General features: G+C 47.1%; 11 protein-coding genes. 5 read left to right on the top strand and 6 right to left on the bottom strand.

Annotated elements, in window-relative coordinates:
- The first annotated feature begins 36 nt into the window (after positions 1-36).
- Positions 37-1,425, top strand: coding sequence for an MDR family MFS transporter (locus ACZ43I_RS09530; RefSeq protein WP_344703999.1), 1,389 nt, complete (start codon positions 37-39; stop codon positions 1,423-1,425).
- Positions 1,426-1,461: 36 nt separating this feature from the next.
- On the opposite strand, the gene ACZ43I_RS09525 is transcribed toward ACZ43I_RS09530, so the two are convergent.
- Positions 1,462-2,922, bottom strand: a complete 1,461-nt coding sequence (locus ACZ43I_RS09525; protein ID WP_344703998.1) for a DHA2 family efflux MFS transporter permease subunit — start codon at positions 2,920-2,922, stop codon at positions 1,462-1,464.
- Between the two features lie 76 nt (positions 2,923-2,998).
- Positions 2,999-3,169, bottom strand: a complete 171-nt coding sequence (locus tag ACZ43I_RS09520) for a hypothetical protein (RefSeq protein WP_344703996.1) — start codon at positions 3,167-3,169, stop codon at positions 2,999-3,001.
- A 268-nt stretch (positions 3,170-3,437) separates the two neighbouring features.
- Between ACZ43I_RS09520 and ACZ43I_RS09515 the strand changes: the two genes are divergently transcribed.
- The gene (locus ACZ43I_RS09515; protein WP_344703994.1) at positions 3,438-5,495 is read left to right on the top strand and encodes a copper-translocating P-type ATPase; all 2,058 of its coding nucleotides are present in this window, start codon (positions 3,438-3,440) and stop codon (positions 5,493-5,495) included.
- Between the two features lie 68 nt (positions 5,496-5,563).
- Here the strand turns inward: ACZ43I_RS09515 and ACZ43I_RS09510 are convergent, their stop codons facing one another.
- Positions 5,564-6,160, bottom strand: coding sequence for a YdhK family protein (locus ACZ43I_RS09510; protein WP_344703992.1), 597 nt, complete (start codon positions 6,158-6,160; stop codon positions 5,564-5,566).
- 184 nt (positions 6,161-6,344) lie between these two features.
- Here ACZ43I_RS09510 and ACZ43I_RS09505 point away from each other — a divergent pair, with 184 nt between their 5' ends.
- Positions 6,345-7,748 (top strand): sensor histidine kinase, encoded by a 1,404-nt coding sequence (locus tag ACZ43I_RS09505; protein ID WP_344703990.1) that lies wholly within the window; start codon positions 6,345-6,347, stop codon positions 7,746-7,748.
- Positions 7,726-8,397: a response regulator transcription factor gene (locus tag ACZ43I_RS09500; protein ID WP_344703988.1), complete on the top strand. Its 672-nt coding sequence runs from the start codon at positions 7,726-7,728 to the stop codon at positions 8,395-8,397. Before ACZ43I_RS09505 ends, ACZ43I_RS09500 begins: the two co-directional genes overlap by 23 nt.
- A gap of 199 nt (positions 8,398-8,596) precedes the next feature.
- On the opposite strand, the gene ACZ43I_RS09495 is transcribed toward ACZ43I_RS09500, so the two are convergent.
- Positions 8,597-10,117 carry a multicopper oxidase family protein gene (locus ACZ43I_RS09495; protein ID WP_425568412.1) on the bottom strand — a complete coding sequence of 507 codons (1,521 nt, stop codon included), beginning with the start codon at positions 10,115-10,117 and terminating at the stop codon, positions 8,597-8,599.
- Positions 10,118-10,287: 170 nt separating this feature from the next.
- Here ACZ43I_RS09495 and ACZ43I_RS09490 point away from each other — a divergent pair, with 170 nt between their 5' ends.
- Positions 10,288-10,512: an SHOCT domain-containing protein gene (locus ACZ43I_RS09490; protein ID WP_344703985.1), complete on the top strand. Its 225-nt coding sequence runs from the start codon at positions 10,288-10,290 to the stop codon at positions 10,510-10,512.
- Between the two features lie 93 nt (positions 10,513-10,605).
- Here ACZ43I_RS09490 and ACZ43I_RS09485 read toward each other — a convergent pair whose 3' ends face one another.
- Positions 10,606-11,091 carry a GNAT family N-acetyltransferase gene (locus ACZ43I_RS09485; RefSeq protein ID WP_344703983.1) on the bottom strand — a complete coding sequence of 162 codons (486 nt, stop codon included), beginning with the start codon at positions 11,089-11,091 and terminating at the stop codon, positions 10,606-10,608.
- Between the two features lie 64 nt (positions 11,092-11,155).
- Positions 11,156-12,340, bottom strand: a complete 1,185-nt coding sequence (locus ACZ43I_RS09480; protein ID WP_344703981.1) for an NAD(P)/FAD-dependent oxidoreductase — start codon at positions 12,338-12,340, stop codon at positions 11,156-11,158.
- Between the last annotated feature and the right edge of the window lie 211 nt (positions 12,341-12,551).

Here is a 12,551-nt window from a genome sequence, read left to right as displayed (position 1 = left end):
CTATTTTATGTTTTAGCAATGAAAGAGGGATAAATAATGGCTAATGAACAGCATCCCAGTGCAACAGTCAAGCGGCTGCCATTGATGGCTGTCCTTGTCTCTGGTGCTTTTGCTGCGATATTGAACCAAACGCTTTTAGCCACTGCTATCCCACCGATTATGGAGGACCTTAACATAGAGGCCGATCTGGCCCAGTGGCTGCAGTCCATATTCATGCTGGTCAACGGTATCATGATTCCAGTCACAGCATTTTTGATCAATAAATTTACGACACGAGCACTTTTCTTCACAGCAATGGGACTGTTCGGTATCGGTACACTGGTTGCTGGGCTGTCCCCAAACTTCGGAGTGCTGCTGATGGGCAGAGTGCTGCAGGCATCCGGTGCCGGGATCATCATGCCATTGATGCAGACCATCATCTTCCTGATATATCCACTGGAAAAAAGAGGGCAGGCCATGGGCATATTCGGACTTGTCATCGGCTTTGCGCCGGCTATCGGTCCGACGCTTTCGGGCTGGTTTGTAGAACAGTACCCTTGGCGCGGATTATTCTTCATCATCCTGCCGATCGTCATAATCGACTTGATTGTGGCATACTTCATACTTAAAAACGTTACGGAAAGGACGAATCCGAAACTGGACGTGCTGTCCATCATCCTGTCGACATTCGGATTCGGTGGCTTGCTCTACGGTTTCAGCATCGCTGGAGGTGCGGGCTGGACGAGTGCGCCTGTACTCCTGTCAATCGGCTTTGGCGCTATAATCCTATATCTGTTCATCAAACGCCAGCAGAAGCTGGAACAGCCAATCCTTGAATTCAGGGTCTTCAAGAACAAGATTTTTGCCCTGACCACAGCACTTGGCATGATCGTCTTCATGTCCATGATTGGTGGGGCTGTGCTCCTGCCCATACTCATGCAGGACATGATGGGCTTTACAGCATTAGAATCCGGATTGATGCTCTTGCCGGGTGCCTTGATTATGGGAGGGATGAGTCCTGTCACTGGTAGGCTGTTCGATAAATTCGGCGCCCGTTGGCTGGCAATCATCGGTCTATCGCTTGTGACCCTGGGGTCACTTTTCTTCACCTTCATCCGGCCGGAGACATCATTCCTCTACTTGACGACGGTCAACGCATTCAGGATGTTTGGTGTTTCGATGGTGATGATGCCTTCCACCACGGCAGGCTTGAATCAGCTCTCTTCGACGCTGATTCCACATGGTACCGCCATGAACAACACGATGCGCCAGATTGCGGGTGCGGTGGGGACTGCCTTGCTTGTCTCCATCATGACAAATACCCAAGTGCCATCTGAAGGTATGCAGGGCATGATCCAAGGGGTAAACTACGCGTTCATGTTCGCGACGTTTCTCTCAATAGTCGGACTGTTTCTATCATTCAGGTTGAAGAGTCCAAAAGCATGATGATGAAAAAAGCTAGCCCATCGGGCTAGGCTTTTTTTAATCCTCTTCTATTGGACGTGCTTTTGTTATGCCGTCTTCCAGTATTTCATCCGTGGTGACCCGCTTAAGCATAAAGGACAGGCCTAGTGCCACCAGAAGCATCAATGTGGCGATCAGGAAGGCGAAATTTATGCCGTCGAGCATGGCCTGGTTGATGACAGCTTCGTCAGTTGAGGAAACACCCTGCAGTTTTGCATTCATCCTGTTCTGCATGATGGTGATCAAAAGTGCTGTACCGATGGCGCCAGATACCTGATTCAACATGCTGTTGATGGAAGAGCCATGCGGTGTCAATTTTGGCGTCAGCTGGTTCATACCGTTGGTCATCACCGGTGTCATGACAAGCGTCATGCCGAATGCCCGGATCGAGTAGAGCATGATCAGGAAACCATAGCTGGTGTCGAAGGTCAGCCGGCTGAAGAAGTAGGTGGTTATGATAGTCAAGAAGAGACCGGTGATTGCGAGCCGCTTCGGCCCGAACATGTCGAAGAGCTTACCAGAGACTGGGCTCATAAATCCCATGATCAGGGCGCCTGGTAATAACAGGAGCCCAGTATCAATTGGCGATATCCCCTGGATATCCTGAAGATAGATCGGCATGAGGATCATGCCTGAAAACAGCGCCATATTCATTGTGCCGATGAGGATGGAGGACAAGGTGAACATCGGAAACTTGTAGACTGAAAAATCGAGCATCGGTCGTGCCATATGGGTCTGTTTACGTACATAAAGGAAGACACTGATGAACCCGACAACAAGCGTGATGATGACGTCAGGACGCGTCCATCCACCATTTCCCGCTGAACTGAAGCCATACAGTATCCCGCCAAAACCAAGCGTTGATAGGATGACTGAAGGAATATTGATCTTTATAGCATCTTTAGTTTCTGTTTTAGGGAGTTTGAACCATCCGATTGTAAGAACAACAAGCAACACTGGAACCATCATGAAAAACAACATATGCCAGGAAAAGCTTTGGACGATGAATCCCGATAGGGTCGGGCCGATGGCCGGTGCAAAAAACATGACCAGGCTGAATAGGCCCATGGCCGTTCCGCGGCGGGCAGGCGGAAAGCTCGTAATCATGACAGTCATCAAGAGCGGCATCAATATTGCTGAGCCTGACGCCTGGATCATCCGGCCAATCAGCAGAATGTAGAATTCGGGCGATAGCCCGGCCACAAGTGTACCTGTCAAAAAAAGCAGCATGGCAGCCAGGAATAGTGTTTTGGAACTGAAGCGCTGCATCAGAAAAGCAGTAGTTGGGATGACTATACCACTAACAAGCATGTAGGCAGTGGATACCCATTGTACAGTGGATGTCGTGATGTCAAAGTCATTTTTAATGGATGGCAAGGCGACATTCAAAAAAGTGTTGGAAAGCAGTGCGACGAAGGCACCGGAAAGTAATATAAAAATAAGACGATAATCCGGTTTCTGCTGTATATTTTGTTCCATTGAATCCCTCTATTTCTCTAAAATCAATAGTCCTATTATATTCCGATTTACGAAATAAGCAAGGGATTCCACTCGGCTATAATCGATTATCGATGGTGATGTAGATATAGAATCCGATTGTAATACCGAGCAACAGTGAAACCGGTATGGCGAAACTGCCGAACGATGGCGCAAGTGAGGTGAGCAACCAGTAGATTGCCAATGTAACGATGCCCATCAGAATGAGGCTGAGTAGAAAACGTGTCACTATACGAGTCTCCTTCAAGTTTATTTGGATTAGGTCAGCATCGAAGCTATCCGAAAATAGGTGCAGTAAAAAGATATCAATGCATAATATTGATTATATAGAAAAAAAGGTCGAATTCAATCGTCCAGAAATAGTAGGTGATGGCTAGATGGTTTAAAGAGCATCGATTGAGTGGCTCAAGTTAGATCTTCATATTTTAAGAAAACACTTGGAATAAATACCTATATAGGGTATAATAAAAGTGAAATGAATAGAAGGAGTGATTGGAATGGCGGATCAAAATAACGAATCCCATGATCATCACGACACTAAGCATGCGCATGATCACGAGGGCGGACACGACCACGGTGGTGGCCATAATCATGGCGATCACGATCATGGAGATATGGTGGCCGAATTCCGCAGGAAGTTTTTCATAATACTTGTCGTGACGATTCCCATAATGTTGTTGTCACCGATGATACAGGGGTTCATGGGAGTCGACTGGCGCTTTCCAGGAGACATGTATATCTTAGCTGCGCTTTCGACATTCGTCTATTTCTATGGAGGTTGGCCTTTCATTAAAGGCGGCATAGACGAACTTAAAGAAAAAGAACCGGGTATGATGACATTAATCGGAATGGCGATCTCCATCGCATTCTTCTATAGTATGGCAGTCGTCTTCGGGTTTAACGGGGAACAGATATTCTGGGAACTGGCGACTCTGGTGTTGATCATGCTGCTTGGCCATTGGATAGAAATGCGCTCCATCAGCAACGCATCACAGGCGTTGGAATCGCTGGCCTCACTGATGCCGAACACCGCAAACCGCATTTCTGCTGACGATGAGGTAGAAGAAGTCGCGGTGGATGATCTGCAGACTGGCGATCTGCTGCTTGTCAGACCCGGAGAAAAGATACCCCTGGACGGTAAAATCGTTAAAGGATCTTCCCAAGTGGACGAGTCAATGCTTACAGGGGAATCTGTACCGACTGAAAAGACAACTGATGACGAAGTGATCGGCGGATCCATCAATAAAGAAGGTTCCCTCACGCTCAAAGTGGAAAAGCTGATGGATGACTCCTACTTGAATCAAGTGATTGAAATGGTGAAGGCGTCCCAGGCTACGAAGTCGAGGACGCAGGATATTACGAACCGGGCCGCCAAATGGCTATTCTATATCGCTTTGGCAGCTGGCATCATTACATTCTTCGTATGGATCGGTATCGGAGCAAGCATTGATACTTCAATCCAAAGGATGGTTACCGTGATGGTCATCACATGTCCGCACGCCTTAGGACTCGCGGCGCCGTTGGTCATTTCAGTGTCCACCGCCCTGTCCGCTAAGCACGGATTGCTTATACGCAACAGACCACAATTTGAACAGGCACGGAACATCGATGCTGTAATATTCGATAAGACGGGTACATTGACCGAAGGTGAATTCGGAGTCACGGATATGCAAACATTCGGCGACATGGATGAAGATACGATGCTGAGTTTCGCAGCAACTGCAGAAAATGATTCGGAGCACCCGATTGCTAGAGGCATAATCGACGAAGCATCAAAGAGGGAACTCGATCTGTACGAAATGAAGGATTTCAATTCCATAACGGGTGTAGGAATTGAAGGGACAATCGACGGCAAAAATGTGAAGGTCGTGAGCCCCGGATATATTAAGGAACAGAAAATGGAATTTGATGATGACAATTTCAATACTTGGTCGAGCCAAGGTAAAACGGTTGTATTTCTAGTCATCGATGAGTCGTTGGCAGGCGCAATCGCTTTAGCGGACAAGATAAAGGAAAGTGCAAAAGAAACGATCGATCAATTGCACAAACGTAATATAAAAGCCATGATGCTCACCGGAGATAACCAAAAAGTGGCGGATTACGTAGCACAGCAGATTGGCATCGATGAAGTCTATGCAGAAGTGCTGCCGGATGAAAAAGCCAAGAAAATAACGGAAATCAAAGAGCGCGGGTTGGTCGTCGCAATGACGGGGGACGGCATCAATGACGCACCTGCGTTGACCGAGGCGGATGTCGGCATTGCGGTAGGCGCAGGCACCGATATTGCAATGGACAGTGCAGACATCATACTGGTTGAGAGTAATCCAAAAGATATTCTCGGTATATTCAGCCTGTCTAAGAAAACTTTCAATAAAATGGTCCAGAACCTGATATGGGCAACGGGTTACAACGTATTTGCGATTCCATTGGCAGCAGGAGTGCTCGCACCATGGGGCATTGTACTGAGCCCAGCTGTCGGTGCGATACTGATGAGTTTGAGTACGATCATCGTCGCAATCAACGCCCAACTCCTGCACCGCTTCGAAATGGAATGATGAACCATGTTGGATACAAAGAAAGCGCCCATCCTAAAAGGATGGGCGCTTTTCCAATCATCGGCACTTTATTTTTCCTCAGGTGAAGCGAGTTCACTTTCGACAACCCATTTATGGTTCTCGACTTCCTCATCGGTATCGGTGGTTGTAAAGTCGACCATATAGACAGTCGTCTGTTTAGCTGAATCGATCGTGGCTTCAGCACCGTTCATACCGACCATATGCCGTGCATTCATGACGACCTCATCACCTTGTTCAAGTGGCGCATCACCCGGGTCCTCCAATTCTTCATGGATCACCCATTTATGGTCTTCAACCTTATCTCCGCCATTTGTAGGGATATAGGAGACCGTATAGACAGTCGTATCAAAAGCGCCGGAGATGGTTGCCTCAGCACCATCCATGCCTGACATATGATCAGCCTGGATGATGGCAGTGCTGCCTACTTCAAATTTTGGCTCATCTGCTTCCTCCAAACCATCAGGCACTTCCCCCGAGCTGGACATCTCGTCTGCAGAGTGCTCCATGCCGCTACTTTCTTCAGACTGTGGTTCAGTAGTCTGCGATTCGCCGCTGTCACCGCTTGTGTCTCCTTCACCACAGGCCGTCAATGTAAGAACAGCAAATATGGATAGAAAACCTAATGAAATCCTATGTTTCAACATGCAATTCCTCCCGTATATATTATTCTAATATACCTTACCTGCGTATTTTGCAGTTTATGTGCAGATTTTTAAAAATTAAGTGGTGGATAATGTGATGGGTGATAAAGAACCTGCACAAAAAATCAACATGTGGCAGCTATAATCTGTACGGAAGTAAAATAACCAACTGAAAGAAGGAGCCACCATGCTGAATAAATTATCGCTTAAAATCGGGATGTTATTTTTCCTTGTGGTATTCATTGTTGAAGTCATCCTGTTTTATATTTTATATGTGAATCTGGTGGATGACCGGGTGGAGGAAGTGATGGATGACCTGCTCTCAAGGGGCAACACCCACAGGGACGTACTTGAAGAGCACTATAATGCCACCACACTTGAACATGTGGCGATTATGGAATCAGAATCGGATTTCAATGTGGTGATCACAGACCAGGAAGGGGACATAGTCATCCATTCCAACCCAGTTGAGGCGGAAATGGCTGAAGTGATCGACCATGTGGATGACGAGCGCATATCCGGGGAGGAATCTATTCTGGTATCGGATTGGTCGGAAGAAAAATATGTGTCAACAGCGAGTCCGCTCATTGAAGATGGTTCACACAACGGACATGTATTCATGTTTGCTGATAGTGCCGATATAAAAAGGATCATTGATCATTTGAGCCGTCAATTTCTTTTTGTCGGACTGTTGACCATCGTCTTGACCATCTTGACCGTGCTCGTCCTGTCACGGATCATCACCCAGCCTGTCCTGACGATGAAAAAAGCAACGGAACAATTGAGCCGGGGAGACCATGAAGTGGTACTTTATCCTCACCGTAAGGATGAGTTCGGAGAATTGGCTGCTGCCATCACCCGGTTGTCTGGAGATTTGGAGCGGCTGAAGAACGAGAGGAATGAGTTTCTCGCCAGCGTCTCCCACGAATTGCGTACACCTTTGACTTATTTGAAGGGTTATACAGACATTCTCAGGCGGGAGGATCTGTCCAAGGAGGACAGAAGGAAATATCTTACCATAATCCAGGAAGAAACCATTCATTTGAACGGGCTTATCAAAAATTTATTTGAACTGGCCAAAATAGACCAGAATGAGTTCGCCATCAAGAAAGAGGCAGTTGCATTCGATGACCTGATTTCAACAGTCATAGCACGTATCGAACCTGCAGTCGATAAAAAGAATATAGAACTCACTTTCTCTTCTTCAGGGGAGCTGGAGGCCGTCGTCGATCCAAAAAGGATGCAGCAGGTGTTTTTGAATATATTGGATAACGCCATAAAATATACCCCGCCGGCGGGCAGGATTGGAGTATCAGTCACCGGAAGCCGGAATGAGATCATAACAGCCATTTCGGATTCTGGTATAGGGATTGACCAGGCAGATGAACCGTATGTCTTCGAACGGTTGTATCGTGCAGAAAAATCGAGGAGCAGGCTGCAGGGGGGCGCAGGTCTTGGCCTGACCATAGCCAAAGAAATCGTCGAACTGCATGGTGGACAGATCAGTGTACAGAGCACCCCAGGGGAAGGCACCGTATTCACCGTATCTTTAGAGAGAGGAGATCTATATGAAGAATGTATTGCTGATTGATGATGAAGAAAGGATGCTGGAGCTTTTAAGCTTATACCTGCAGCCGCACCGCTTCAAATGCACTAAGGCATTGGGCGCTGAAGCGGGGTTGAGGGCCTTGGAAAAAGAAGTTTTTGATGTGGTGCTGCTCGATATCATGATGCCAGGGATGGACGGGTTCGCCCTTTGTGGAGAAATCCGCCGATTCTCTGAAGTGCCGATCATCATGGTGACGGCCAGGGAACAGCAGAGGGATATCGTCAAAGGCCTCAGCCTGGGCGCGGATGACTACATTACAAAACCATTCGATGAAGGGGAGTTGATTGCGCGCATCAATGCGTTGTTAAGGCGGACGAAACCAACGACCCAAATCAGGGTGAGTGGGTTGGTATGGGATGAGGAACAATTTGAGTTGTCATACAATGACGAGGAGATCAGATTGACGCCAAAGGAATTCTCATTGATCGGGATGTTGATGAAAAACCCGGGAAGGGTGTTTCCACGTGAGCAATTGATTGAACTGATATGGGGGATGGAGTCTGAAACGGAAGGGCGTACAGTGGATTCGCATGTCCGGAACATACGCGATAAGATAAGAAGGGCCGGATTTCCATTGGATGAATACCTTCAGACAGTATGGGGTGTCGGCTACAAGTGGCTTAAGAAATGAATAAAGTAATCACCCCCAAAACTCATAGGGGAGCATAGGTGTAGCGTGTTGAAGAGGGAATTGAAAAAGCAGCAGTCGGCCAGATGTTTTTCTGGTCGGATTGCTGCTTTTTTGATAGTGCTTCTGATAATCTGACGATGGATGCTGCAGATTTTGACAATATCGGACAATTCGTGTGGATCAGTAGTCAAGCTCGATATCATTCAACCTTTATCTGACCCATCATCCCGTTATCTTCATGCTCAAGGATGTGGCAGTGGAACATATAGACGCCCTTATCATTAAACTGGACTGCCAGTCTGACGGTTTCATCTGGTGAAACAGAAATGGTATCTTTCCATCCGCGCTCATTTCTAGGAGGTGCTTCTCCATCTCGGGAAAGGGTTTTAAACTGTGCGCCATGAATATGGAAAGGATGGATCATCCCGCCCATCATATCGGGTTTATTATATATCTCCCAGACTTCAGTGACGCCTCTTTCCTGTGTGAAATCAATCCTCTCAGGGTCGAATTTCTTGCCGTTTATCGTCACCATATCCATCATGCCGAATAGTTCGACTTCCTTTGTCACCGGCAAGTCTTTTTCTGCCTCTGTAACTGAAAACTGGTTCATTTTATCCGGTATATCAATCTCGGCTGCTGCTTCATCCGTCACTTCAAAGGGCAGCAGAATATCATCCGAATCATTGACCAGCGCGACATCTCGCTCATCATCGATTTTGGAGAAGTCGATGACGATTTCCGCCCGCTCGGAAGGAGTGAGTGTCAACTCTTCCATTTCCACTGGTTCGTTCAGTAGCCCTCCATCGGTGGCGATCTGCGCAAAAGTATCTCCTGTGTTCATCTTAAAAGTATAATTGCGTGCATTGGAACCGTTCAATAGCCGCAGTCTGACCTTTTCTTGGCCGACGGTCAATTTTGGATTGACAGTACCGTTGATCAATGAGACATCTCCAACCGTCCCGTCTTCATTCATCACTGCGTCATAGTTAAGCTGCTTATCCTCATCAAATGTCCTGTCCTGGAAAATCAGTGGGAAGTCATTTTTCCCGTAGTCATCAGGAAGATCAAGTTCTTTTATATTTTCATCTTCTATATAGATCAGTCCAGCCAAACCTTTATATACCTGTTCTGAAGTATCACCATCCGGGTGGGGGTGGAACCATAGTGTCGCGGCTTCCTGGGTCACTTCAAACTTGATTGTATCTTCTTCACCCGGCTCGATTACATTATGGGGGCCACCATCGGCCTCTCCGGGAATCTTCAGGCCATGCCAATGGAAAGTGGTGCCCACATCCAACTCATTAATCAGGTTTATGGTCACGGTCTCTCCCTTTTCAAATTGCAGCACCGGTCCTAGGAAGTCTCCATTATAACCGTAGGTCTGCGTCTTTGTACCGTCGAATATTTCGGTTTCTCCCATTTTGGCACGCACCGTATATTTGGTTTCTTCAGTGCTGTCACTTTTTAGGACAGGGGGGATGTTCAGCTCGTTGTCTCCGCTGGAACTGTCCAGGGCGGCTACATCATCATGATCCATATGCTGATTGCCCATTCCCCCCATTCCCATTTCGCCTCCTTGTGGAGATTCGCTATTTCCATTCATGGAGTCGTCATGCATCCCCATCTTTCCATCCGAATTCTGCCCTGGAGCTTCGCCTGCCTCACTGATTCCGCAGGCTGATAAGATGATTACAAGTGCTAGGGCGAATGCGCCCATTGCTGAAGACTTTCTATCCATTTATCATAAACCTTCTTTCTGTTCCATGAAATTTTTTGTTGCGCTCAGCTATCAGGATAACCCAATAGTTTCGAGAAACTGTGCACAATTCATGCACATTTTTGGTGTATCATGGACAGTAGGATAAATTGAATGGAGGAGGACATAGAATGATGCACGGTTATGGTATGGACGGGTTTTTTGGATTTGGCTTTTTCGGACTGATCATCGTCATTGCGATGTTCCTTATACTCATCTGGGCACTGAGGGGGAATAACAGAAATAATAGTCAGCCGACAGAGAATCGTGCGCTCGATATACTGAACGAACGCCTCGCCAAAGGTGAAATTTCAGAAGAGGAATATGAGCGCTTAAGAGAGAAAATAAAAAATTAACGACAAAAAACATTCGGGAACCTCACATAGAGGCACCCGAATGTTTTTTTGTACGCGCCTGCGATGCAAGGCACGTTGCATATTCTAATTCCATTAAACATGGAGGGTCATCAGTACGGTCTTCAGGATGTGGCCATCGAAATCATCGTCATATTCCTTGACCGTCTTGAACCCTCTGGCATCATAAAATCGTCTGCCAACCATATTTTCCTTTTCTACTTCAACATAGATGTTGGTTATACCTTCAATCTGTTCCAATCCGTATTCCAGCAATAGAGTACCCACACCCTTATTCTGCGAGTCCGGGTGCAGGTAGATGGCGTTGAGTACGATCTTTCCTTCTGTGTCAGGCTGGGTGAATTCGGCAAAGCCAATTACTTTTCCGCCTTCTACTGCTACGAACATATGCGATTGGGCAAGTTTACGGTGCATCATGTCATTGCTGTAGGCCATGTCTAAAAAACGCTCCTGGACACCAGAGGGGATGATCCCCTCATATGCCGCATGCCAGCTGGCGGTGGCAGTCTCCTGTACAACTTTAATATCTGAATTCGTCATTTCACGGATCTTCGGGCTCATGGTGTCCACTCCCATATCTAATATTTTATTCTGTTCCAGTAAACCAGTGCAGCTGATGCCGCTGCTACATGCGCCCTTTCATCATACCGTGCCAGTACATGACCGGCAGGCCGTATTTCTTCATGAGATACATGCTCCTTCTCTCTTTAGCCTGGTTGAAGGGGAAAGTTTCAGAAGGTACATTATCATATTTGAATTCCGCCATGACAAGTGAGCCATAACCTGTGACTAGAGGGCAGGAAGTATAACCATCGTATCTTCTCCATGGCGCGTTATTCTTGATCAGGGCGTGTAGGTTGGAGACGACTACAGGAGCCTGCTTTCTGATTGCCGCTCCCGTTTTTGAGGTCGGTAGGTTGGAGGCATCACCCAAGCTGAATATATTTTTGAACTTCTTATGTTGGAGTGTAGATGCATCCACATCGACCCAGCCTTCCGCATCTGCAATGGCGCTGCCTTTGATGAAGTCAGGCGCACTCATGTAGGGGACAGCGTGGATCATATCATAGTCCAGTGTCTCGGTCTCGCCGGTCTCCACATGTTTGAAAGTTGCTTTTTTATTGGGTCCGTCTATTTTAACCAGATCTTTTTTAAAGCCGGTCTTAATGTCGCGCCGTTCTATTACAGCGTCCAAAGTCCTGCTGTATCTTTCGACGGGGAAGATGGAAGGGCTGGCTGACATGAACATCACTTCAGAGTCATCGCGCACGCCTTGCCTTCGGAAGGCATCTTCTGCAAGATACATGATCTTCTGGGGCGCGCCCCCGCATTTGATGGGGGAGGCAGGGTGGGTAAAGATGGCGCGTCCTCCTGTGAAGCTGCTGATCATTTCCCATGTGTATTGGACATGTTCATAGGAATAGTTGCTGCATATGCCATATTTTCCAAGCCCATCCACCAAACCTTCAATTTTATCCCAGTCAAGCTGAAGTCCCGGGCAGACTATAAGATAGTGATAGTGCAGTTCAGCGCCTGATTGCGTTTTAACACGCTGTCCATAAGGATCGATTTCCAAGGCGGCGTCTTTGTACCATTTAACTCCTTTAGGAATCAGGTCGGCTTCCTTGCGTCCGGTTTCCTGCTTCGTCACCTCGCCCGCACCGACCAAGGTCCATAGAGGCTGGTAATAATGATCCTCTGCAGGATCCATGATTGCGATATCCAGGGTATGTGACAACCGTTTTAAGCGGGCAGCCACAGTAATGCCGGCTGTACCCCCGCCGATGATCAGAATTTGATGATGTTCCATAAAAGGCACCTCCAAAATGTAATACGATGCTCAGAGACGATGTTTGAAAACGTTTACTTAAAATCATTATCTCTTTACCAAGGTGAAAATGCAATCGGCCGGAAATCTGTGCAAGTGAAAATGGAAGATGCGCGGGTTGGAAGAATTCATATGAATAAAATCGCAGTGAACGGGTATGTAAAGTATAGACGGAAAGAAAAGAAATTGGAGG

The sequence above is a fragment of the Salinicoccus jeotgali genome (genome assembly GCF_055379195.1).
The sequence above is the reverse complement of the archived record's forward strand: the minus strand, read 5'-3'. Positions and strand labels throughout refer to the sequence as shown.

Excerpts from the sequence above, each read along its gene's own strand:
- ACZ43I_RS09530 (WP_344703999.1), top strand. The coding sequence starts at position 37 with ATGGCTAATGAACAGCATCCCAGTGCAACAGTCAAGCGGCTGCCATTG.
- ACZ43I_RS09525 (WP_344703998.1), bottom strand. The coding sequence starts at position 2,922 with ATGGAACAAAATATACAGCAGAAACCGGATTATCGTCTTATTTTTATA.
- ACZ43I_RS09515 (WP_344703994.1), top strand. The coding sequence starts at position 3,438 with ATGGCGGATCAAAATAACGAATCCCATGATCATCACGACACTAAGCAT.
- ACZ43I_RS09510 (WP_344703992.1), bottom strand. The coding sequence starts at position 6,160 with ATGTTGAAACATAGGATTTCATTAGGTTTTCTATCCATATTTGCTGTT.
- ACZ43I_RS09505 (WP_344703990.1), top strand. The coding sequence starts at position 6,345 with ATGCTGAATAAATTATCGCTTAAAATCGGGATGTTATTTTTCCTTGTG.
- ACZ43I_RS09500 (WP_344703988.1), top strand. The coding sequence starts at position 7,726 with ATGAAGAATGTATTGCTGATTGATGATGAAGAAAGGATGCTGGAGCTT.
- ACZ43I_RS09495 (WP_425568412.1), bottom strand. The coding sequence starts at position 10,117 with ATGGGCGCATTCGCCCTAGCACTTGTAATCATCTTATCAGCCTGCGGA.
- ACZ43I_RS09490 (WP_344703985.1), top strand. The coding sequence starts at position 10,288 with ATGATGCACGGTTATGGTATGGACGGGTTTTTTGGATTTGGCTTTTTC.
- ACZ43I_RS09485 (WP_344703983.1), bottom strand. The coding sequence starts at position 11,091 with ATGAGCCCGAAGATCCGTGAAATGACGAATTCAGATATTAAAGTTGTA.
- ACZ43I_RS09480 (WP_344703981.1), bottom strand. The coding sequence starts at position 12,340 with ATGGAACATCATCAAATTCTGATCATCGGCGGGGGTACAGCCGGCATT.